The organism is Dictyobacter arantiisoli (genome assembly GCF_008326305.1).
GTDB classification, from domain to species: Bacteria; Chloroflexota; Ktedonobacteria; order Ktedonobacterales; family Ktedonobacteraceae; genus Dictyobacter; species Dictyobacter arantiisoli.
The window spans coordinates 1-22,754 of record NZ_BIXY01000082.1; the positions used below are offsets into that span (position 1 = coordinate 1).

The window sequence follows — 22,754 nt, forward strand, 5'->3', positions numbered from 1 at the left end:
GATCATGTTTCCTCCCTGAGAACGGTGTTGTTTTTGTCAATTTCACCTTAACTCTCAGGGATTCTTTTTGTCAATTTGTTCGTCAATTGTCACATTGGTTCACGCTCACTTTGAACCATGCCTTATGATTTATACTCTGCTTGCCGTAGCGACGACCTTGAATAGACAGGTTCGAACTGCTTCGCTTCCTACCACTCTGGACAGGTAAAGATTATCCTTATGTGAGAGCAAGGCAGGGCAGGGCAGGGCAGAAGCCGGAGAATGTGGCAGTATGAAACGGGATGGGCATACTTGATATCATGTGCGTGAGGTTTGTTGGTGCTTTGCTCTTGCGTTTTCTTTGTACAGGCTGTAGAATCAAGTATGGTTCCACATGTTTTTGGTCCCGTAGGATCATGCCGGAGCGGTGACTTGCCCTCAATCCAAGACATGCATCAAACGAGCCAGCCCCCCAAGAAAGGTAGCATAAAACTGAATGACCATCACTACTCGACCGCGCACAATTGGTGAGTTGCGTGATAGTGGATATAAGGTGCTTTCCGTGAAAGAAGAAATGCGGAAGAACCTGATTCAGAAGATTCGTGACGGAGAAGAGCTATTCCCAGGGATTATTGGCTATGAGGATACGGTGATTCCCCAGATTGAGAACGCGATTCTCTCAGGACAGGATATCATTTTCCTGGGTGAGCGTGGTCAGGCTAAGACGCGTATCGCACGTAGTCTGGTCAATTTGCTTGATGAATATGTGCCGATTATCGCTGGTAGCGAGATTAATGATGATCCGTACCAGCCGATCAGTAAAGCGGGCCGTGATAAAATCGCTGAATTCGGTGATCGTACGGAGCTTGAGTGGATACCGCGTGAGCGTCGTTATGGCGAGAAGCTCGCTACACCCGATATCACGATCTCGGATCTGGTGGGTGAGGTTGATCCGGTGCGCGTCGCGGAAGGGCGCTATCTCTCGGATGAATTGACGATCCACTATGGAATGATCCCGCGTACGAACCGTGGTATTTTCTGTATTAATGAGTTGCCGGACCTGGCGGAACGTATTCAGGTGGGTCTGCTCAATATTATGGAAGAGCGCGATGTGCAGATCCGTGGCTATAAAATTCGCCTGCCATTGGATGTCTATGTCGTTGCCAGCGCCAATCCAGAGGATTATACCAATCGTGGTCGCATCATTACCCCTTTGAAGGACCGCGTTGGTTCTGAGATTCGCACGCACTATCCTTACACGACTGAGCACGAGATCCTGATCATGGAGTCTGAAAAGAGTCCTTTATTGTTGGAAGATCTGGATGTTTCGGTGCCGCAGTTCATGAAAGAGGTGGTGGCGGAGGTCACGCATCTGGCCCGGCGCAGCAATGATATCAGCCAGCGTTCCGGTGTGAGCGTGCGTGTCAGTGTTTCTAATTATGAGAACGTGATCAGTAATGCCAGCCGACGAGCGATCCGCTTAAAAGAACGCCAGGTGGTGCCACGTGTCAGCGACATGGAAGCCATCATTGCCTCGATGAGCGGGAAGATCGAGTTGGATGCGGTCGGGGATATCAAAGAGGATCGGGTGATCCAGAAGTTGATCAATGGCGCGGTCTTGAGTGTCTTTGGGCAATATTTCGAGGCCCGTGAATTAGAGCAACTGGTGGCAGGATTTGAGCGTGGCCTCAACGTCCAGGTTGGCGATGACATGCCCTCCATGGAGTATGTCAATCAGCTCTCCAAAGTAGGTGGCCTGAGCAAGGCCATCGATAAATTAAATGGACGTGGTAATCCCGCCACCATCGCCTCGACTGTCGAGTTTATCCTCGAAGGCTTGCACTTGAATCGCCGTTTGAATAAAGATCATGTAAGTGGGAAGATACGCTATCGACGCTAAAGGAAGCGAGCGCAACCATGTTCGACCGTTTTAATCGCAATCGTTATGGATATACGCGCTGGGATGGCACGCAAAAGATCGATGGAGTGGATGCGGATGATATTCTCAATGCTTTAGCAGACGACTATATGGAGGATGGCAACCTGCAACAGGCGCTCAAGCGCTTGATGCAGGATGGTGTTAAAGGTAAAGATGGTCGCCGCGCGATGGGCTTGCGTGAGATGATGGATCGTATGCGGGCTGCACGCCAGGAACAACTCAGTCGCTACAACATGGCTTCCGGTGTCATGGATGACTTGCGGCAAAAATTGGAAGAGATCAAACAGTTGGAGCGCGAGGGTATTCAGAAGCGGCTGGACGGCAAAACCGATAACCAGCCCTCTTCTGAACAATCCCAACCAACCGGCGATCAAACTTCTCAGGATCAGTCCGAGCAGACCGGCCAACCGGGCCAGCAATCCCCACAAGGATCGCAAGGTCAGCAGTCTTCTCAGGGAGCACAGGGCCAGCAGTCTGGTCAGTCCGGTCAGTCCGGTCAGGAAGATGCTGATGGAGGAGATCTAACGCCGGAGCAGAAGCAGCGCATGCTGGAGATGATCGCGAAACGCAAGCAGAATTTCCTGGATCAGTTGCCGGAGGATGTTCCCGGCCAGTTGAAAGGATTGTCTGATTACGATTTCATGGATGATCAGGCCCGCGATAAGTTTAATGAGCTGATGGCGGGCTTGCAGCAGCAGATGATGCAGCAATTCTTCCAGGGCATGCAGCAGTCCTTACAGGATATGAGTCCCGAGGATATCGCCAATTTACGCGAGATGATTCGGGATCTCAATAAGATGTTGCGCGAGCGTGAGCAGGGCCTTGAGCCTGATTTCGATTCGTTTATGCAGAAGCATGGTCAGTATTTTCCGGGTGTGAATACATTGGATGATCTGATCGAGCAGATGCAGCAGCAATCAGCCGCTATGCAGGCGATCATGGATAATCTTTCGCCTGATCAACGTCAGGAACTCCAGGATCTGATGGAGCAGCTGATGGGCGATGATCGTATCCGGGTGGATATGATGGAGCTGGCCCAGCATATGAGCGAGCTGAATCCTCCTTCACAGCGTACCCGTTTCCAGTTCCACGGCGATGAGCCGCTCCCACTGAATGAAGCGATGCGCGTGATGGGTCGTATGCAGCAGATGGAGGGTCTTGAAGAGCAATTTAAGGATGCCCGCCGCCTGGAAAATCTTGAGGCTATCGATAGCGAGAAGGTCAAGGAACTACTGGGCGACGATGAGTACCAATCGGTTGAGCAGCTCAAAGAGCTGATGAAGATGCTCGAAGAGGCTGGCTATATCCAGAAGAAGGGCAGCCGCTGGGAACTGACCGCGCGTGGTATGCGTAAGATCGGCCAGAAGGCATTGCAAGATATCTTTAATAAGATGAAGCGCGATGGCTTTGGTCGCCATGTCAGCCCCTTCCGAGGGGTCGGTGGTGAGCGTACCGACGAGAGCAAGCCCTATCAATTCGGCGATCCCTTCCTGCTCGATCTGGAAAAGACCGTCATGAATGCCATCCATCGTCGGGGTACTGGCACTCCTGTCCAGCTGGCGCAAGAAGATTTCGAGGTCTATCGTACCGAACTGACCACGCAATCCTCGACCGTTTTGATGATTGATATGAGTCTCAGTATGATCTATAATGGCTGTCAGCAAGCCGCGAAAAAGGTCGCAGTCGCATTGGAAAGCCTGATCCGCTCACAGTTTCCACGCGATAACCTGTATGTTGTGGGTTTTTCGGCCCTGGCACGTGAATACAAGCCAAACGAACTGCTCTCACTCAGCATGGCTGACAACGAGCGCGGCACCAATATGGCCCATGGCCTGATGCTGGCCCGTCAATTGCTCGCCAAGCAGCGCGGCACCAACAAACAGATCATCATGATTACCGATGGCGGCCCGACCGTCTGGTACGACGAGGACGAAGGCTGGTTATTCTCCTATCCCAGTCCTTTTGCCGAGCAGCAAACGCTGCTGGAAGTCCAGCGCTGTACCCGTGAAGGCATCACCATCAATACCTTTATGTTATATGACGACCGCTGGATGGTCGCCTTTGTCAACCAGCTCGCGCAGATCAATCATGGACGAACCTTCTACGCGGACAAAGACAACCTGGGTGAATATCTGCTGGTGGATTACCTGAATAGTAAGAAGAAGTTAGTATCATAGTATGTCTGATCAAATCTCGACAGTATTCCAGGCCGGATTGGCCCAGCTCGGGCTGGCCGACTCCGAGCATATCGTCAACGCCTTTTTACGCTATCGCCAGGAGCTTTTGGACTGGAATACGCGTTTCAATTTGACAGCGATTAAAGATCCAGAGGAAGTGTTAACCAAACACTTCCTCGACTCGTTGTCCCTGCTGCAAATCTATGACACACAGGAACCCGTACGCATCCTGGACATCGGCAGCGGGGCTGGCTTTCCAGGTATCCCCCTGAAGATCGTCCGACCGCAATGGCGTGTCACCTTGATTGAAGCCACCGGCAAAAAGATCACCTTCCTGCAACACATGGTCGACACCTTGCAGCTCGAAAACGTCGAAGTCCTGCATGGACGAGCCGAAGACATCGCCCATCAGCCCAAATATCGTGGGCACTTCGACATGGTCACCGCCCGCGCCGTCTCCGCGCTCCCGGCCCTCCTCGAATGCTGCGCGCCCTTCTGTCGCAAAGGTGGAGCTCTTGTCCTGCCCAAAAAAGGCGACATGGCCGACGAAATTGCTCGGGGCCGACGTGCAGGAGGACTGGTTGGAACCCATCTTAAAGCCGACCAACCTGTCACCCTCCCCGACCTCACCGACGGACGCCGCCTCCTGCTCTGGATACAAGAGAAACCCAGTCCCACCCTCTATCCACGCAGTTGGGCTCTCCTCACCAAAAAGCCCCTGCCCTAGTACTGCGTTACCGTTCATTTGAAAAGCGGGGATGCAAGGGGCAGCAAGCCCCTTGACTGGGATCTGGGGCTGTGCCCCAATACGGTTCACATGCCTGGAATGATGAAGGGAAGTGTAGGTGCGTGCCGAGGTCGCAACCGAGGTGCGCTTTCCCGTTCACGTACGACCATCTCGGCCTCTTAGGCCCGCCAGAGAAATTTACAACGCTAAGCTCTGAACAAGCCCAAAAGTGAAAGATCTCCACAACGCTAAGCCTGCCAACAGCCTCGTTAGAACAATGGAGGTGTGGTCCGCAAAGGGCGCAGTTGCCCTTTCCGCTTTTTGGGCGCCTGTAAGTCGAGGTGATGGGAGCCATGCACGTTGATATGAGCCGAAATAATGGGCGAGAGGTGTTCCAGGTCACTCTCCTGAACGGGATAGCCAGTCGCACGCAGGTGATCGAGTGCTGCCTGGTGCTCCCATCGAGCGGTTACAAGCGACGAACGTGAGCTATGACCCGCACAGCCCACAGCAACGATTGCTCATTGCGCTGAGCAACACGGGGACGCAACTGCTCCATCCCTTTGGCTCGTTCCATGTGCTGGACGATCACGGGCACGTGCTCCAAAACATTCCACTGGCGATGAGTGGGTTGCTCCCGCAGACGAGCATTGCGTATCCGGTCTACATGCAGCGTACACCGCTGCAGCCAAGCCAAACCTATACCGCAGAGCTCACGTTGCACTATGAGCATGGGCACGCCCTTCATTTCAACACAGCATTTACGGTGCCGCAGCCCCAAAGTCAACCATCACAGGTCCAGCTGATTCAGCATCTGGTAACGACACCCCTTGTTCATGCCCTCGGCCTGTTCAGCCAGCTAACACTCTGGCACTATGTCATTGTCATCCTGCTGCTCTCCGTAGCTGTTGGTATCTGGATCTGGCAACGGAAGAAAAAGCATCAATGCCTCCATCAGGCACAGAAAAAGTCACGCAGGTGAGCGGGTTCTTGCGTGGAAGGGCATTGGGTGCCGCCGGCACAAGGTATCAGGAGATGACAGCAGAACCTGAAAATCGTTGCGGATTTCGCCTCATTGACGACGAGCGCGAGACGCTTGTCCATATCCAGCCTGAGTGATCCGTAGGGTTCAACGTGTGCATAGAACAGTGGCGTCAAGCCGCGGTAATCCTCTTTGGTGAGGCGCTTCATCCATGTCTCGTCTTCGAGCACTTTTTGCACCATCAGCGTGTTGACATAGACCAGAGGAATTTGCAGCAGATGCAGCGCGAGCATGGAGATCTCCTGGTCATCTAAGCGATTGGAAGCAAACTCGCCTCCTTTGCCATAGTGAATGAACGAGTTGGCGGAATTCCAGTTCTCAATGACATTTAAGCCCTCATGAATTTCTCGCCGCAGCTCCTCCGATTCCAAGTACTGGCAGAGAAAAATGGTCTTGATCCACTTTGCCCGTGCGTGTCAACATAGTTTTTCTCAATCTCAGCATCGGTGCAATGGCGCAGCAGTCCCTCAATCATCGCCGCTACCTCGGAGGAGGAGCAACTTTTGAGCTGGGAATAGATGCAGGTGGACTTTCTTTCGACGTGCCAGTAAATCAGAATGCCAGGACCACGATAGCGAATATGCCACTCGGTGAGCAGGTTCTGGTTCCACGCTCCGAATTTCTTGGAGTCGGAGGCACACGCTGTCGTGCCTTCGCCCCAGATGTCGGCACGCCTGACCTCAAAAATCGCATTGGCGACATGGGCGATGGCATTGCGCAGCTGCTCTTTGTGAATGTAGCGAGAACGCACATAGCGCAGATCGGAGTCCGTGGTACCGGGGTCGGCGCTGGGCAACCGCTTGAAGCCAGTATTGGTTCCCAGGCCATAGAGACACAGAAGCAGCCGCCGATGCAGAACGTCACGCGGAAGACGCTCTTGACTCGCGATACTGGTGAACACATCAGGAAAGCCTGTCAGGAGCGCGGTTTCTTTGAGCATATCGCGTAAGCTTGTCATGGACCAGCGGGTCCCTACTTCCTGTTTGAGACTGGCAAGGTTGCGCGGCTCCGGCTGTGCGAGGAGCGGCGTGATGCTAATGGGCTTCTTCTTTCCTCATCCTTGTCAACCACGAACTCACTCCACTTGGGTGCAACCACCTCTTTGAGAGGGATCATTTCATGATCTGGATAGTATTGACGAGGGCTACACACATATTCCTTAACCAACTGAATCGCTCGGATCACGGGCTGGTACAATTCATTGTTGGAGTGAAATTCAAGCATATCCAGGAGTTCTGGAACTATACGCCGATAGTGACGGCTGTAGGACGCACGCATAATCACATGCACCTGCTTACGAAACGCGGGGCTGTTTGTTTTGTGCTCTTTGATGAGATCGCGCAAGAGCTTTTCACTGGCGACCTCAAAGACGACCATTAATTCATGAGCCTGCTTAGTTCCTTGAATAGAGAGAGTAGGAACTAGCAGCTTCTTCATGAATAGAACGAAGAGCAACAATGAGCACAATAACTGATACTTTTGATAGGTAAAATGGGTCTAAGTTCCTTGCCAGAAAAAAAGCGGAACTTGAAGCGAAGAGAGAAATAGCCTGTATTACCTGCTACTCTGCCCCTGGTGTCACAGATCGTAGCGGGACCCCAAGAAGCAGCGTTTCCGCACTTGAGGTCATTGACAGATCCATCCGCTTTCTTGTATAGTACGTTCAACGACATGTCACCTTTCGACATGTCGTTGAACGTACTATACAATGAGGAGGAATCCTGTATGGGGATGCCCAATCTAGGACGGTTTTCTGATCCGTCCATTCTCATTTTGACCAGCCTGGCTGGTGGCAACAAGCATGGGTATGCCATTATGGAGGATGCTGAGAAGATTGCCCGCGTGCGGTTAGGTACAGGAACTTTGTACGGAGCTATCGCGCGACTGGAGGAGTTCGGCTTGATAGAGGCCCTGCCCGCCGAGGAGCGTGGACGCCGCCCTTACCGCATGACAGCTACGGGGATCGCCTTCCTGCGCGAACAACTTACGAGCATGGAGGCCTTTTCGACACTGGGCCTGCAAAGGTTGGCGGCGTTATGAATATCTACCGACTCCTGCTGCGCCTTTATCCAGACGCCTGGCGCACTCGCTACGAAGAAGAATTTCTTGTTGTGCTGGCGGCCCATCCCTTTTCGGTAGCCGAGGGCATCGATGTTATACGCGGCGCGTTCGATGCTTATCTCCACCCCTACCTTGGAGTAAGCCCCCTATCTGAAAAACTATCACGAACATGTTCAGGAGAGTTGTATGCTTTCGTCACATCCACATTTGAAGAGATTGATCAGAATTATCTTGATCTTGCTGCTCACCTTCGTGGTCGTCATCGCTGCCAGTGTTATTACGCTTGAGGTTCAGCGCCATCGAACAGTCATGCTGCCTGCGCCGACTGGCCCTTCTGCCGTTGGGCGGGTGGAGTACGATTGGACCGACCCGTCACGGAAGGATTCTCTCGCACCGCACGCGGGAATACAACGGGAGCTGGTGGTCTGGTCGTGGTATCCTGCTGCACGGGTACAGGGCGCGCACCCTGCCCCCTACCTACCGTCGGAGTGGGCACAGGCGAGCGATAATCAGCTCGTACAGAGCAGCGATACGATTGAGACGCACAGTATTGATCGCGCTCCGCTTGCTCCAAGCGCGGCACAGTATCCCGTGCTCATCTTCGAGCCTGGGATGGGGAAGATCCCAACCCAATACACCGCGCTCCTCGAAGATCTCGCCAGCCACGGCTACGTGATCTTCGCCATCACGCCGACCTATAGTTCTGACACAGTCGTTTTTCCCAGTGGACGTGTTGCTGCTTCAAGCTCGACAGGCAACCTCGATCACGCAGCAAATCTCCAGATAGCGGGGAATCAACTGGTGTCAGTTTGGGCGAAGGACGTGCTCTTTGTCATGGATCAACTCAGCAAATTGAACACAACACCTGGCAACCTGTTGAACGGCCACCTTGATCTTACCAGACTCGGCGTTTTCGGACATTCCTTTGGAGGCGCGACCGCAGCCCAGGTTTGCCATCTGGATGCACGCTGCAAGGTGGGCATTGACATCGATGGAGATCTGTTCGGCAACGTAGTGCAAACAGGCCTCAATAAGCCATTCATGGTCATTCAGCACAACAGGGGTGCCTGCTCCGATTCTGACTGTCTCGCATTCCGGCACGGGATTCAGGCAATCTTGCGTACCGTACCGCCAGGCATGAGGTATGAGATAAGCGTCAAAGGGACGGAGCACTTCAATTTTTCCGATTACGCCGTCTATTTCTCGTTCCTGCGTGCCTTTGGGCAGCTCGGCTCTATCGATGGGACCCGTGGATTGCAGATCACCCGCGCCTATGTGCGCGCCTTCTTTGATACGTATCTGAACAACGCTCCTTCTCCGTTGCTGCAAGGTTCAACGAGTGCTTACCCGGAGGTGCAATTTGGGGGACCGTAGAGATTTTTGGAGAAGAGGACAAGGTACGCATGCTTTTTCTCTGACCTCTGCCAGCAGAGGTCAGAGAAAAATGTCTTGATCGGCTTGTTTGGCCCGTTCAGGTCTGAGCGTTTCCTGACTGATGCCTTTGCCTGAGTGCGCTCTTTTCTGCACTCAAGAACGTGCAGAATCCTATAGGCGTCTTCTGATGCAGAGCAGGACACCGAGCAAGCCCCAATCCGCAAATAAGAGAGAATGTTTCAGATGCATTGAGAAAGAGAGACGAAAGGCAGGTTTATAGGCTAGACAATACGCAGACAATGGGCGTATACTTGTTTTTAAAAGCACAAATTTCAGCAGTGTTAAAGGAATGCACATGACCCTTACATCGAGCACGAAACGCCATGAGCAGGGAGGTGAAATGCATACACATGCGCATATTGTCCATTTCAGTGAGAATGACGCCACCCTCATCGGTGCGGTAAGCACATTTATCAGCACCGGCTTGCGTGCAGGAGAGGCCTGTATTGTTGTTGCCACGCCGTCTCATCGAGAAAGTCTTGGGCAATACTTACAGGCAGAAGGGCTGGATGTGACAACCCTACAGACGATTGGCTCCTACATCTCTCTTGATGCTGCCACGACCCTCGCACGTTTTATGGTCGATGGAGAACCAGATCCGGTACGCTTCAGTGAGGTCATAGGACAAATCATCCAGAATGCCGCCCAGGGTCAGCGCCGTGTACACATCTTTGGTGAGATGGTCGCGCTCTTGTGGATGGAGGGAAACCAGCGTGCCGCGCTCCGCCTGGAGGATCTCTGGAATGACCTGAGCGAGACGCTTCCTTTCTTGCTCTTCTGTGCCTATCCAATGCAAAGCTTCAGTGGAAATGCGTATGAGAAGCAGTTCATGCAGATTTGTCAGCAGCATTCTCAAATTCTTCCTTCTGAAAGCTATAACCACCTCTCGCAGGAGGAGCGTGTCCGTGCCTTTTCGCTCCTGCAGCAGAAGGCTCAGTCATTAGAAATTGAGATTGCGGAACGCAAAGCTGCCGAGGAGCGCCTGCGTGTCCTGGCTGCGATTGTCGAGTCAACCGATGATGCTATCCTCAGTAAGGACCTGGATGGGATTATCACCAGTTGGAATTATGCCGCCGAGCGCATCTATGGCTATCGCGCTGAAGAAATTATCGGCCAATCGGTGACCCGCATCTTCCCGCCGGATCAGTATGCAGAATTTCAGCATATCATGGAGCGTATTCGCCAGGGGAAGCGTGTTGATCACTATGAGACAAAGCGCGTGCGGAAAGACGGCACGATGTTGCTGGTCTCCGTCACCATTTCACCGCTTAAGGACGAGACTGGCACGATAACTGGCGCATCGACCATCGCTCGTGATATCACGGAACAGCGGCGTTTAGAAGACAAATCGCAACGACTCTTTACCTCTAATCTGATTGGTATCTTTGTCGCAGATGGTCACGGGACTATTCTGGAAGCCAATCAAGCGTTCCTGGATCTGTTAGGCTATACACAAGAAGAATGGCAGGCGGGAACTGACCAGCAGGATGCCTTGATCTCTGCGGTGACCTCATCCCTGAGTCCAATGATTCTTGATGCACTCCAGACAGGTGGCAATTCAGATCCACAGGAAACCATGTTGCCGCAGAAAAGAGGCATTGACCGCCCGGTACTGATAGCGGTAACCCGCATTGAACATACCGAGACCTGTATTGGCTTTGTGCTGGATATCAGTGAGCGCAAAGCTCTGGAACAGCGCAAAGATGAATTTATTGGCATGGCCAGTCATGAACTCAAGACGCCCGTGACCAGTCTAAAAGGCTTCCTTGGTTTGCTGCGGCGACTGCTGGCTTCCCAGGAAAATGAAAGAGTCCTCCATTACTTTACCCGGATGGATATGCAAATCGACAAACTCACCAATCTCATTAATGATCTCCTCGATGTTTCCAGGATGCAGACGGGTCAGCTTATCTATCGAGAAGAACGTGTTGAATTGGATAGTATGGTGCAAGAAGTTGTAGAGAGTGTTCAGGAAACGACGCAGAGCCATCACATTCAACTGACCGGCCAGACCGGCGTTGAAGTATTTGGCGATCGGGATCGCCTGGGACAGGTCGTCATCAATCTGCTGAACAATGCAATCAAATATTCGCCCGATACCGATTGCGTCATTGTGCGCCTCGCCGTGGACGACAAGCAGGCTATTGTCAGCGTCCAGGACTTTGGCCCTGGCATCGATAAAGAACACCATCACAAAATCTTCGACCGCTTCTATCGGGTCTCTGATTCTGAAGAAAAAACCTATCCAGGACTGGGCATTGGCCTTGCCATCTCCCACGAAATTATCAAACGACACCGGGGATACCTCTGGGTTGAGAGTCAGAAAGGCGCGGGCGCCACATTTTATCTGAGCCTGCCCCTCATCCAGGAAGAAAGCATGCCTGTCAGCGAGCAGTAGTGCTTCGTCAAAGTTCATTTGAAGGGACCAGAACAGGGATGCAAGGGGCGGCAGCTCCTTGACTGGGGGTTTGGGGGCTGTGCCCCCAATTTCCCTCCCTCTCCTCTGCCGCCGAAGGCGGCGTTTCAAATGAAGCTTGACAGAGTAAGTCGCAACACTAAAGAGAGGAAGCATAGCATACTGTGATGCAGAGCAGACAAATCCTTCCGAAAAGCATCCTTGTAGTCGATGACGATCCTGATATTGTCGACTTTCTACGTGAACTCCTGGAGATGGAAGGCTACAGCGTTGCAACCACTGCCAGGATAGATTACATAGAAGGATTACCAAAGAGAAATCTCCCTGACCTTATTCTGCTCGACGTATTTCTCTCAGGCAATGACGGGCGTGATCTGGTTAAATATATAAAGAGTCAGGAAGGGACCCGGCCCATTCCTGTCATCATGTTTTCCGCCCATCCAGGAGTAGAAACGTCTGTACGGGCGGCTGGTGCCGACGACTTCCTCGCCAAACCATTTGATCTGGACGAACTCCTCAAAAAGATAGAAGCCTATCTTTTTTAAGGCACACTCTGAATGCTCTTCCTTCCTGCCAGCGTTTTTAACAAAGTGTTTGTTTCCCATGCTCACCACGATCTCTGTGCATGAGTTTTCGCACCTGCGGTGAGATTTTTATTATGTGATGTCGAAAAGGTTCGAAGAACCTTTTCGACATCACATAATAAAAAGGGCGCAGGCGCGCATGCGCCTGCCAGCAGGTCAGCAGCAAGATCCGCTGGGAGTGGAGAAGGGAGATTGAGCGTACGAGCAAGGGTGCCCGACCTAAGGGATCGGGCCTACGTTGCCCGGGGAGCCCGATCCCTTAGGTCGGGAAATTTCCTATCGGATGGTTAGCGCATGGCGTTGCGTGGATAGTGCGGGTCGTGGGTTGGTTCGGCCAGCAGATCCTGAATCTGGATGGTTTTGCCGCGTTGCGGGCTGACTGAGACCATGACAATCGGGGTCTCGATAACTTCTTCGAGACGCTTGAGATAGTTTTTGGCAGCTGGCGGCAGGTCCTCATAGGCGGTGATGTCGCTGGTGTCGCATTGCCAGCCTTCCACCTCTTCGTAGATGGGTTCACAGGCGGCGAGATCATTAGGAATGGCTGGCATGCTGTGAATGATTTGTCCGCGCAGATTGTAGGCGGTACAGATTTTGATGCTGGGTAGTGTGTCCAGTACGTCGAGTTTGGTGATGACGGCAGCGTCAAAGCCGTTGATCTGGGCGATAAAGTGTCCGGCTACACCATCAAACCAGCCGCAACGCCGTTCACGTCCATTCGTAGAGGGATTTTCGTGTCCGCGCTCACGCAGGATGTCGCGGGTATGATCAAAGATTTCGGTCGTCATGGGTCCACTGCCGACACGGGTAGTGTAGGCTTTATAGATACCCACGACACGATCAATGCTGCGGGCGGGCAGGCCAGCCCCGACGGCGGCGTTAGCAGAGACGGTCGAGGATGAAGTGACGTAGGGATACGTACCGAAGTCGATGTCGAGCAGGGCTCCCTGGGCACCTTCTAGCAGGATCGTTTTGTGCTCAAACAGGCCATTATGCAGCATCTTCTGTGTATCGACAATATGGGAATGCAACTGTTGACCGTATTTAAAATATTCGCCATGAATTTCTTCCAGTGACAATGCGGGATGTCCATAAATCTGGGTGATCATACGATTCTTTTGTTGGAGCACAATCGATAGCTTGGCGCGGAACGCATCCACATCCAGCAATTCCGCCATGCGGATACCGCTGCGGGCATGCTTGTCTACATACGCGGGTGAGATGCCACGTGGGGTTCCTTCGAGTTTCTCCCCCAGACGTGACTCCTCCTCAAGCTGATCCAGCACAATATGATAGGGCATCACAACATGGGCGCGATCACTGATGTAAAGTCGCGAGGTGTCGACCCCTTGCTTCTGTAATAGTTCTAATTCTTCCAGCAGGCCTTTGGGATCAACAACGACTCCATTGCCAATGATACAAATGGTATTTGGGAATAGGATGCCTGAAGGGACAAGATGAAAGGAAAATTCGCCTTTTTCGTGGACAACTCGATGTCCCGCGTTGTTGCCGCCCTGATAGCGTACAACATAGTCCGCGCGCATTGAGAGTTCGTCTACGATTTTACCTTTTCCTTCGTCTCCCCACTGTGCACCAATAACTGATACTACCGCCATAATTGTTTTTTCCTCTCAGATTTCCTGGTTCATCTGCCCATGCCTGATGGAGAACCCTTCTCTCTCATTACAACAATTTTTGCTGGCTGTTGTCAATAGGCCTGATCTTCTCTTGTTTGCAGACCCTCTGTAGCAGCCACCCTTCACGTGCGACAATCACGCCCCAACGCGCTGGCATGATGGGATCAGAACCTCCGGGAGAGCTTCTCATACGAGACGAGGAAAGCGCACCTCGGTTGCGACCTCGGCACGCACCTACATCGCTCCCCGACGCTCTATCCCATGCCCGGGCACCATTATTGAGGTACGAATTCCTCACCATTTTTGTTTATCATTCCTTTTATTTAAGCGGTATTGCCCGTAAAGGGTGGGTGCTACAGTATTGCCCGTAAAGGGTGGGTACTACAGAAGCTCTCCATCCTGTTCTCTACTGTCAGGGATGAAGTATATAGTCTAGCAGTAATTGGTCGGTGATTTGCTCGATGGGTGCTTTGTTGTCGGTGAAGATGAGCCCTCCATCAGGATGGGCTTCTCTGGCGACCGGGAGCACTTCGTTGGCAACCTGCCCCAGGGTGCTGTCGGATGAGCGCTGGGATAAGTTGGCGCGGAATGTGTCGAGCGAAGTCGGTTGTACGGTTGCCATGATTTCTGTATTAATGGTATTGGGTACATCAAAGGTGTAGACGCTCGGAAAGACCTGCTTGAGCGTGTTGACGAAAGCTTGCACCAGCCGATAGTCGTTGGCCGTATGTCCAGTGTTGATGGCGACGACTCCTGTGGACGAGAGATGACTTTTGACCTGCTTTAAGAATTCTTCGGTTGTAAATTGAAAGGGAATATAGGGTTGCTGATAAGCATCGATAGCTATGACATCATAGCTATGCTTGCTGGCTGCCAGAAAGGTGCGCCCATCCTGCGGGTAGATGTGTAGATTGGGCTCGTTCATAGCAAAATATTTTTTTCCGGCCTCAACAATCGCGGGATCAATCTCTGCGCCATCAATCTGGACATGATTATAAACCTGTGTGAATTGACGGGCTGCGGTGCCACCGGCCAGACCAATGATGCCGACGCGCTTGAGTTGCGATGGTTGAAATCCTTGGTTGAAATAGGGAGCGGACAGGAAATAGTCCCAATACCAGCCAGTTAAGATATTTGTGCTATCAGGATTATACACCGAATGGATGGCTTCGCCTTCATTGAGGATCAACTGGCGTGTGCCGTCCGGGGTCTGCGCGACCTGAATATAGTTATAGAGCGATTCTTTGGCATAGATCATATCGGGAATACTCTTGAGCGGTCCCAGGTCTACCACCAGGACAAAGATCATGGGTATGATCACCAGGGCCAGGGGGAGCGCACGCGCGGGCCGCTTTTGGGGAATAAAGCCGGGTAGCGAGACAGCGAGCAGGATGACGCCAAAGATGATCATGGTGCGCCGCACACCCCAGGTCGGGATGAGCCAGAGCACGGGTAAGAATGATCCCAGGATGCTGCCTACGGTCGATATGGCGTAGAGCGAGCCACTGGTGCGACCGCTTCGCCTGACATCGTTGGTTAGCAAACGGATCGCGAAGGGCGAGACGAGCCCGAGTAAAATAACTGGAATGCCAAAGAGCAGCATAATGCCGATCAATGCACCGAGAAAAAGAACGACTGAAACCTGTTCGAGTCCTGTGACAGCGCCGCTGAGAATGCTTCGACAGACAAATGGGATGATGATGAGGGAAAGCGCCGCCGCCGTGGTCACGCCACACAGTACTTGCAGGCGTGGATAGCGGTCGGCGATGCGACCTCCCAGGAAATAACCCACCATGAGGTAAAGCAGAATCAGGCCAATGAGGATGCCCCAGATATAGAGCGAGGTACCAAAATAGGCCCCCAGGAGACGTGACGCGCACATCTCCAGAGCTAAGCTTGTCATGCCACACACGAACACCAGTCCGCTTAGAAAGTATTTCACTGCTTCCTCCGATGATGGTGTTCCTATTTATCCCACTGCGGGATTTGTATTTGAATTTGTGAATTGGAACTTCCCAATCATTATATTGTAGTACGCTGTACTTACTTGTGCAAATTGATCTTGTGAGGCCTGGAATTCCAGAATGAATAATTTGCCTTGATGAACGGTGGTACAGACAGTGACTTGCACCGCCTGCTGATTGTCTCCCTGATAGAGTATGCCCACGGCAGTCCAGGTTTCCCCTCCGATGGTGACTGCCTGACCTGTGGGAGGATTGGGAGCCTGAAAGCCTGGTTTACTGGCATAGCTGGCTTGCAGTTCGTTTGCCAGCAGTGCCGTGGCACTCGCGCCAGTGGGATTATCCGCACTTTTGAAGAGAACCGTTTGTACTGGTTGTTGAGGATTGACAAATTGCATCCCGACCACGCCCGCTGGCACACTCAACTGCCAGCCCTGCGGATATTCGTCCATAAAGCCGCTGGGTGCGCATTCCACACCACAATAGACAAAGCCTGCATCCGGTACAGGAGTGGGAATGGCAGTGGGAGTCGGTGAGAGCGCGGTAGGGGATGGTATGGCTGTTGGTGCGACCGTTGGCTGAGTGTGTGGGGTTGCGCTCCCTGTTGGGCCTGTGTGCGTTTTTTCGGGACTACTGCCATGGGACATGGTGAAGGCCAGGATACTTATTGTGCTGATTGCGACTACTAGCAGACAAATACAGAGGATCAGGATCGTTGAACTTTGTGGCACACGACGTTGCTGCTGTCCGGCAGGATAATAGGGAAGCTGTGGCTGTGACGCTATGCCATAATTATGTTGATTGGGATAGGGCGTGAGCGGGTAGGGCAGATTTGCCGCTGGCGCGTTTGGAGTATGCCCATATGCACCGGCATATCCCATCTGTGGGGACGAGGCTGGCATCATGATCGCCTCAGTCTCTCCTTGATGAAAGTCACTTTGATGAAAGTCACTTTGCTCAGATGATGCTGCGGTGAGCAGTGAGGGCTGTTCCGGCTGTGCGGCTGAAATGGTCCCGGTTGGCCTGGGCGTGAACTGTCCCGACTGTGCGAACAGCCGTGGCTGCGTTAGTGCGCTCTGCGATAGGTAGGATTGATCAGCCGTCGGTGGTGGTGTAGGATGAGGATCAGGATTGAATGTCCCTGTTGCATAATAGGCTGGCATATTTGGCGTGGGCGGAAAAGACAGTTGCTCTTCAGTGGTTGGGGGAGTAGCGGCACTGCCGCAATATCCACAAAACATCATCCCCGCTGCTATTGTTTTCCCGCACTTTGGACATCTCATCTCAGCTCGCTCCTGTATATGACGCTTCTCAAGGAATCACCTCAGCGCTCATCATTATAGTCTATTTGTTCAGGTGTGACTAGTACAATAGCCCGGTTATCCCCTCAGCCAGCAACTGTTTCGAGATGGGTATCCAAAGCAGTCGAACAATGAACTCACTTCGGCTTATCTCATATTCTGCTTGCTTCGCTATCTGATCTTGCTATTCTCTTGCGCTTCTATCCACGGAACCGCCTTACTATATGCTATACTAAGCTTGGATTCTCCTCTATCTGTAAGGATACAGGAAATAGAAAGATTGTTTGTTCATCGTTCTCACTTTTAAAAAATTCTTATTACTCACCTCTTTTTTCTTAGGATACAAGAAATGGAAACGAATTTTCGCATTTATACCATTATTAAAATGCTTGGGCAGCATGAAGCCAGCTCGAAGTATCTGGTCAATCCTACTGAGACACCTGAAAAAAGATTTGTCTTGCAGGTGTTTGATAAGCCCGTACTCTCTGGTCCGGCGCAGAGGGAAAAGTTTCTCCAGGAAATAGGAAAAACTCGTGCTCTGGAACATTCATTGCTTGTTCCCATCGTGGATGCAGGCATTGAAACAAGGCGTGCCTTTGTTGTCAGCCCTTATTTGACGGGTGGCTCATTGCGCGATCTGCTGATACATGCAACCGTGCCATCCCTCACGCTTGCTCGTTCGCTCGAGATAATCACGCAGATCGGGCAGGCCCTGATTTATCTCCATGCGCATGATATCACTCATGGGCATCTGGCCCCGGAGCACGTGTTCTTTGATGAGCATAAGCAAGCCATGCTGGGGGATATCTATCATTTTGAGGATCAGCCACTTCCTTCATCCTCTCCTGACTGGTATTATCAGGCGCCAGAACAGTTTCGGGCGACCGCCAGTGTGGATAAAAAAGGGAGAAGTGATGAGGAAGATGAGCCGTCGATCAGTCACTTCAGCGATCAATATGCTCTTTGCTGCATGGCCTATGAAATGATAACTGCTCAGCCTCCCATCAAGGAGACGGTGACCCTCTCATTCGCAGAAGCTGTGCTACAGGGATCTCCCCAGCCTCTCGACGCTCTGGGGATGGAACTGCCACCAGGGCTCAATGAGATTCTCCTGAAGGGTTTAGCGAAAGATCCTGCTGATCGCTATCCTGATATCGCAACCCTGCTGGCTGATATCGAGTCGTTAGCAGCGCAGCTTGAGACACCTACCGCAGCCATTTCTAAATCCTCTACTTCATCCACTGCTTCCATTCCTACTTTTCCCGTTCCGCGTACAAAACGGAGACAGAGCATGCTATCCTCCTCATCTGCTTTGTCAGAGGAGGAAGATACTGGAACAGATACAGAGAGCGGATCGGACTTGCAGCGTGACCTGGAGGCACTCTCTGACGAATTTAAACGCTCCCTGCTTGCAGCGGATAAATCCGATCCTGAGCTCAATGTTGAAACTGCTACCAGTAAGCTGGAAAGAGCGCCAGTGGTGGAGACCCATGACTCATTCGCAGAGCACGATGTTTCTGACGAGTTGCTCGCCAGTTTCCTGGCTATCGGGACACAAAGCCTATCCTCGATGAACGCTTCAATGGCAAGAGAAGAAGCTGACATCCCGACAACAAAGCTATCGCCCGCCCTCATGCCATCTTCAACTGCCAGTGCGTCCTTGAGCGCCAGAACGGCTTCAACTGCCAGTGCGTCCTTGAGCGCCAGAACGGCTTCAGCTGCCAGTGCGTCCTTGAGCGCCAGAACGGCTTCAGCTGTCGGGTCCGCGCCAACATTAACCAGACTGCCGTCATCCAAACGGTTTCAGTTGCCCATCCCATCATTCTGGCAGTATGATGATCAGACAAAGGAAAGCCATACAAGGCACTGGTCGATCCCTGTCCTTATCGCCGCAGGCTGTCTCTCTGTCTCTCTCTTTCTCAATGCCTATAATCCAGGCGTCACTTTTTCTGAGCATGCCCCTCTGGTGCGTGTTACGCCCACCCCGACACCCACACCCACATCACTGACGTTGGTACCGCTTACTGCCCCTCCCACCGCTACTGTGATTGTGAAGCCAACGGCCCGGCCCCGGTCCCGGCCAAAACCTCGACCAAAGGCCCATCCCACCAAATCCCCTGTTATCGTAGTGCCTACACAAGTAGTGCTCGCACCCACACCAACCTCGCCTCCTCCAGCGCCAGCGCCAGCGCCAGCGCCAGCGTCGAAGCCGAAGCCAACCCCGACGCCAGTTCCCCCTCTCTTTTCGGGGCAGTTAACCGCCTATGACTCTACTGCCAATAGCTATTCCGTCAATTATATTAACGGTTTCACAGGCAGTAATATCCGCATTGAAGCAGATATTAAGAACCAGGGGAATGGGGGAGGCATCATTTTCCGGAGTCCAAACGGAGGAGCTACGGGCTATCGTCTGCGTATTGGGACCGATGGATATTATGATCTGGCTTCCCCGACCGGACAGTTGATCAATAACACCAAAAGTGCCAGCATCAAAACGGGGCAAAATGTGTGGAACCATGTCACTATTGTCGCGAATGGGAGTCAAATCACCATCTGGGCCAATGGGCAACTCTTGAATCAACTTACCGATAGCTCATATTCCACGGGCGGTGTTGCTGTGATGACCGTGGATTTTGGTGCTATCGGAACGACCGTCTGCATGATGACTATTTATCGTGCTTGAACGTGCCACTGACTTCGTGAGTCTGTGCGATCTTCGGGCATACGTTTTCTACAACAGAGCAGAAAAAGAGACAGCCGGTTACACGCCTGTCTCTTTTTCTGCTCTGGCTATTTTGTGGGAGGCAGAGGGGCATCATCTTCAGAGAGAATGAGTGGGATGCGTTGCAGGTCGTGATTGTCGGGATGAAAGTAGGCGATCAGAGGGGCGGTGGCGATGGTGCCATGGGCGCGTTTTTGAAAGTCGGCATCGAAGGGACCGCTAATAATCAGCCAGGCCCAGGCGATGCCCTCTTGCTGGTTGACACGCTGCATATTCGCGCGATCTGTATTGCTCGCTCGTGGAAAGCCAGTGGGATGGCTATGATAGACCCCCATGATTTGTCCTGGATAGGCCAGTTCGGCCTCCAGTAACTCCGCCGGATCAAACTCAAAATAGACTGGCGAATCCGCTGTATTGGTCAAAGCGCGTGCCTCTTCAATCCACCAGTTGCCGTCGGCATCCATCGCACCCAGCAGAATGCCGCATGCCTCGATCTGTGCACGCTGTGAGATATCCGTAAACAGAGCCTGTTGCGCTCTTTTTCCCAGAACCAGACGCGGACGAGCATCAGAAAACTGTTTCATAGAGCATCCCTCATATCAATTCAATGGGGATTTTGTGCCCCCGCCATTGCAGTGCGGCGGGGGTACGAATTACGGATTACGCGTTACTTTTGCGTCGTGAGCGGGCTGGTATGCCGCTCAGGAAGCCACCCAGGGTCAGGATCAAAGGAATGACGATGGTGGCGGCCAGCCATACCACCAGCAGGAGGATCGGCTGTAAGAGCGTTGGATGCTGACTGATTTGCGCATAGATCCTGGCATGTCCGGCGACATAGCTCCCACCAAGCACGATGGCGACGAGGATTGAGACAATCGCCACCGACAGTACGGTTCCAAAGCCGTGTCGATAGGCTCCGCGTGCCGCGCTCACACAGGCAATGCCCATGCCGATACTTGAGACGAGCAGTCCTGCGTAGGGAAAGCTGACCACGGCTGCAAGCAGGACAACTCCCACGATTTCTAACACGAGGCCCAGCAGGCTCAGACCAAGACTGCTTCCAACGGTCTTGCCAAAACTGGAACGAGGTTCTGTTTTCTGTTGTGCCGCTGACTCCATCTGCCCGCCATTCAGTCTGCGAATGCCGCTTTGTGTCAGGGCCAGACTTCCCATAATATTGTTCTTGATCGCATACGTCTCAGGATTCTGGGGGTCCAGTTCCAGTGAGCGTTCCACCGCCTCCAGCGCGGTCTGGTGTTGTCCCAGATTGCTCAGGACAACGGCGCGCATGCTCCAACCCATGGCGTTATCTGGATCAAGCTGCAAGATATGCTCAACCGTGCTTTGTGCTTCGCGATAGCGTCCCCCTGTCCCTAGCAGTTGTCCTTTGAGGATTAAGGCGGGTAGATCATTGGGGGCGGCCTGTAACACCTGCTCGACAAGGTTGAAGGCTTCTCCATAGTTCTGCTCTAGCATCAACTGCTGTGCTCGTTCAAGCATCTGCTGGCTTTGCTGCTGCCGCTGCTGCTCAAAGGCGGAGGCCAGATACTGGCCCGATGCAGTGGGTGAAGGCGATTGTTGGGGTGGTGTCACGGTCGCCGCGGTCGCTGCCGCTCCATAGGTCATATTGCGTTTCAGCAGCCCGCTCGTTTGCTGACCAGCATTGCCTGCGATGCCGGCTGGCGACAAATTGGGTGAAAGGGGCGGTAGCGGCATCTCATCGCCATTGGGCAGATCCCCCACAATCACAAATGGCGTCTGCTGCTGTCCAAAGAGCTGTGGACGCTGCTGCTCCGGCAGGACACCAAAGAGATAGGCATGTAGCTTCGCCAGCGTCACACTGCCCGTTGTCTGATCCAGCGCGGGCCCACACAATCCCAGCACCATACTATGGACCAGTTGTCCGATGCCGTGCTCACCACTCTCTGCTGCTAGCTCATTGCCACGGCAGGAACAGAGACATAGTCGATTGGATTGTGTTTGCAGAAGCGTGTGGATTGACGTACCCAGCAAGGGCTTGGAATCAAAAGGGGAGGTCCGACGCATGGACCAGATTGGGCCAGTCTGGAAACAGTCAAATATACATAAGATCTGTGACGCATGACTTCGTGTCAGGATGTGCTGCGCAAAAGAAAGTAAGCTCAAACAGGTTGTGGGATCTTGATAACGTGAGTTGGAAAATGCAAGATACCCTTCACCCGAGCGCTCGTCAACAAAGGCATGACCTGCGAAATAGAGCAGAATCGAGTCTCCTGCCCCCGCTTTAGTGATACATATTTGTGTGATCAGCGATTCTATCAGTTCTCGGGTGGCATGTTGTCCCTGTACGAGCTGCACATCCGGGGGCGACCATTTGCCCCCCTGGTTATTGACCAACCATTGAGCAAGCGCCCGCGCATCATTCTCGGCATAGTGCAGGGGACGAAAGGTGCTATCCTGATAGTCATTCACCCCTACAATCAGGCCAAGATGCCTGGGTGACTCTTTCTGTGCTGGCACTTTTGTCAACTCTCCAGAATACATGTTGTTCCTTCCAGTTTTGATGCAGTGGTATATACCTTATCTTATCTGCCTCTAGTATAACGGATGACCGTGTCGATCAAAGCTTTACCGTTCCCTTTTGTGCCACCTTCAATTCCTCTCTACCTACCCCTTACATATAAAGGGAAAAGCCCTGCTGTATCGATCAATCCTTGATTGGCGGTAGGCGAAATAAACGCGTGTCTCTTGATTGCAATACTGCATAGTTATAGTAGTAGCAGGGTTACAGTTAT

The 22,754-nt window shown here is 52.5% G+C and carries 16 protein-coding genes and 1 pseudogene; 10 read left to right on the forward strand and 7 right to left on the reverse strand.

The features are described 5' to 3' along the window. Positions 1-475 precede the first annotated feature (475 nt). The 3 genes from F1593_RS21525 to rsmG are packed head-to-tail and all read left to right on the forward strand — an operon-like array spanning position 476 to position 4,822. The gene (locus F1593_RS21525; protein WP_149403625.1) at positions 476-1,879 is read left to right on the forward strand and encodes a sigma 54-interacting transcriptional regulator; all 1,404 of its coding nucleotides are present in this window, start codon (positions 476-478) and stop codon (positions 1,877-1,879) included. A 17-nt stretch (positions 1,880-1,896) separates the two neighbouring features. Next, complete coding sequence (locus F1593_RS21530) at positions 1,897-4,095, forward strand: vWA domain-containing protein (RefSeq protein WP_149403626.1); 2,199 nt, start codon at positions 1,897-1,899, stop codon at positions 4,093-4,095. 1 nt (position 4,096) lies between these two features. Continuing rightward, on the forward strand, positions 4,097-4,822 hold the full coding sequence (gene rsmG / locus F1593_RS21535) for a 16S rRNA (guanine(527)-N(7))-methyltransferase RsmG (protein WP_149403627.1): 726 nt from the start codon (positions 4,097-4,099) through the stop codon (positions 4,820-4,822). 269 nt (positions 4,823-5,091) lie between these two features. Here rsmG and F1593_RS29950 read toward each other — a convergent pair whose 3' ends face one another. Next, positions 5,092-5,331 (reverse strand): Tn3 family transposase, encoded by a 240-nt coding sequence (locus F1593_RS29950; RefSeq protein ID WP_172632330.1) that lies wholly within the window; start codon positions 5,329-5,331, stop codon positions 5,092-5,094. On the opposite strand from F1593_RS29950, the gene F1593_RS21545 reads away from it, so the two are divergent. Further along, the gene (locus F1593_RS21545; protein ID WP_149403628.1) at positions 5,265-5,804 is read left to right on the forward strand and encodes a hypothetical protein; all 540 of its coding nucleotides are present in this window, start codon (positions 5,265-5,267) and stop codon (positions 5,802-5,804) included. The genes F1593_RS29950 and F1593_RS21545 overlap by 67 nt on opposite strands. Here the strand turns inward: F1593_RS21545 and F1593_RS30160 are convergent. Beyond that, positions 5,777-6,912: pseudogene (locus F1593_RS30160) on the reverse strand (Tn3 family transposase); the annotation flags it as partial. The gene F1593_RS21545 and the pseudogene F1593_RS30160 sit on opposite strands and share 28 nt — an antisense overlap. A 677-nt stretch (positions 6,913-7,589) precedes the next feature. Here F1593_RS30160 and F1593_RS21565 point away from each other — a divergent pair. From F1593_RS21565 to F1593_RS21585, 5 genes are all read left to right on the forward strand, one after another. Further along, complete coding sequence (locus F1593_RS21565; protein ID WP_149403632.1) at positions 7,590-7,904, forward strand: PadR family transcriptional regulator; 315 nt, start codon at positions 7,590-7,592, stop codon at positions 7,902-7,904. Continuing rightward, the gene (locus F1593_RS29085; RefSeq protein WP_149403633.1) at positions 7,901-8,212 is read left to right on the forward strand and encodes a hypothetical protein; all 312 of its coding nucleotides are present in this window, start codon (positions 7,901-7,903) and stop codon (positions 8,210-8,212) included. Before F1593_RS21565 ends, F1593_RS29085 begins: the two co-directional genes overlap by 4 nt. Next, the gene (locus F1593_RS21575; protein WP_149403634.1) at positions 8,112-9,299 is read left to right on the forward strand and encodes an alpha/beta hydrolase family protein; all 1,188 of its coding nucleotides are present in this window, start codon (positions 8,112-8,114) and stop codon (positions 9,297-9,299) included. The genes F1593_RS29085 and F1593_RS21575 overlap by 101 nt, the downstream gene beginning before the upstream one ends. A 355-nt stretch (positions 9,300-9,654) precedes the next feature. After that, positions 9,655-11,757, forward strand: a complete 2,103-nt coding sequence (locus F1593_RS21580; protein ID WP_172632332.1) for a PAS domain S-box protein — start codon at positions 9,655-9,657, stop codon at positions 11,755-11,757. A 185-nt stretch (positions 11,758-11,942) separates the two neighbouring features. Further along, complete coding sequence (locus F1593_RS21585) at positions 11,943-12,320, forward strand: response regulator (RefSeq protein WP_149403651.1); 378 nt, start codon at positions 11,943-11,945, stop codon at positions 12,318-12,320. A 326-nt stretch (positions 12,321-12,646) separates the two neighbouring features. On the opposite strand, the gene F1593_RS21590 is transcribed toward F1593_RS21585, so the two are convergent. The 3 genes from F1593_RS21590 to F1593_RS21600 all read right to left on the reverse strand — a co-directional run bounded on the left by F1593_RS21590 (position 12,647) and on the right by F1593_RS21600 (position 17,240). Beyond that, complete coding sequence (locus F1593_RS21590) at positions 12,647-13,975, reverse strand: adenylosuccinate synthase (RefSeq protein WP_149403636.1); 1,329 nt, start codon at positions 13,973-13,975, stop codon at positions 12,647-12,649. 433 nt (positions 13,976-14,408) lie between these two features. Beyond that, complete coding sequence (locus tag F1593_RS21595; protein WP_149403637.1) at positions 14,409-15,899, reverse strand: spermidine synthase; 1,491 nt, start codon at positions 15,897-15,899, stop codon at positions 14,409-14,411. 66 nt (positions 15,900-15,965) lie between these two features. Then, entirely contained in the window at positions 15,966-17,240 is a 1,275-nt protein-coding gene (locus F1593_RS21600; RefSeq protein WP_149403638.1) for a zinc ribbon domain-containing protein, read from the reverse strand. A gap of 367 nt (positions 17,241-17,607) precedes the next feature. Between F1593_RS21600 and F1593_RS21605 the strand changes: the two genes are divergently transcribed. Next, positions 17,608-19,941: a protein kinase domain-containing protein gene (locus F1593_RS21605; RefSeq protein ID WP_149403639.1), complete on the forward strand. Its 2,334-nt coding sequence runs from the start codon at positions 17,608-17,610 to the stop codon at positions 19,939-19,941. Between the two features lie 107 nt (positions 19,942-20,048). On the opposite strand, the gene F1593_RS21610 is transcribed toward F1593_RS21605, so the two are convergent. Both F1593_RS21610 and F1593_RS21615 read right to left on the reverse strand, forming a co-directional pair. After that, positions 20,049-20,564 carry a M67 family metallopeptidase gene (locus F1593_RS21610; protein WP_149403640.1) on the reverse strand — a complete coding sequence of 172 codons (516 nt, stop codon included), beginning with the start codon at positions 20,562-20,564 and terminating at the stop codon, positions 20,049-20,051. A 76-nt stretch (positions 20,565-20,640) separates the two neighbouring features. Continuing rightward, positions 20,641-22,503 (reverse strand): tetratricopeptide repeat protein, encoded by a 1,863-nt coding sequence (locus tag F1593_RS21615; RefSeq protein ID WP_149403641.1) that lies wholly within the window; start codon positions 22,501-22,503, stop codon positions 20,641-20,643. Positions 22,504-22,754: the final 251 nt, after the last annotated feature.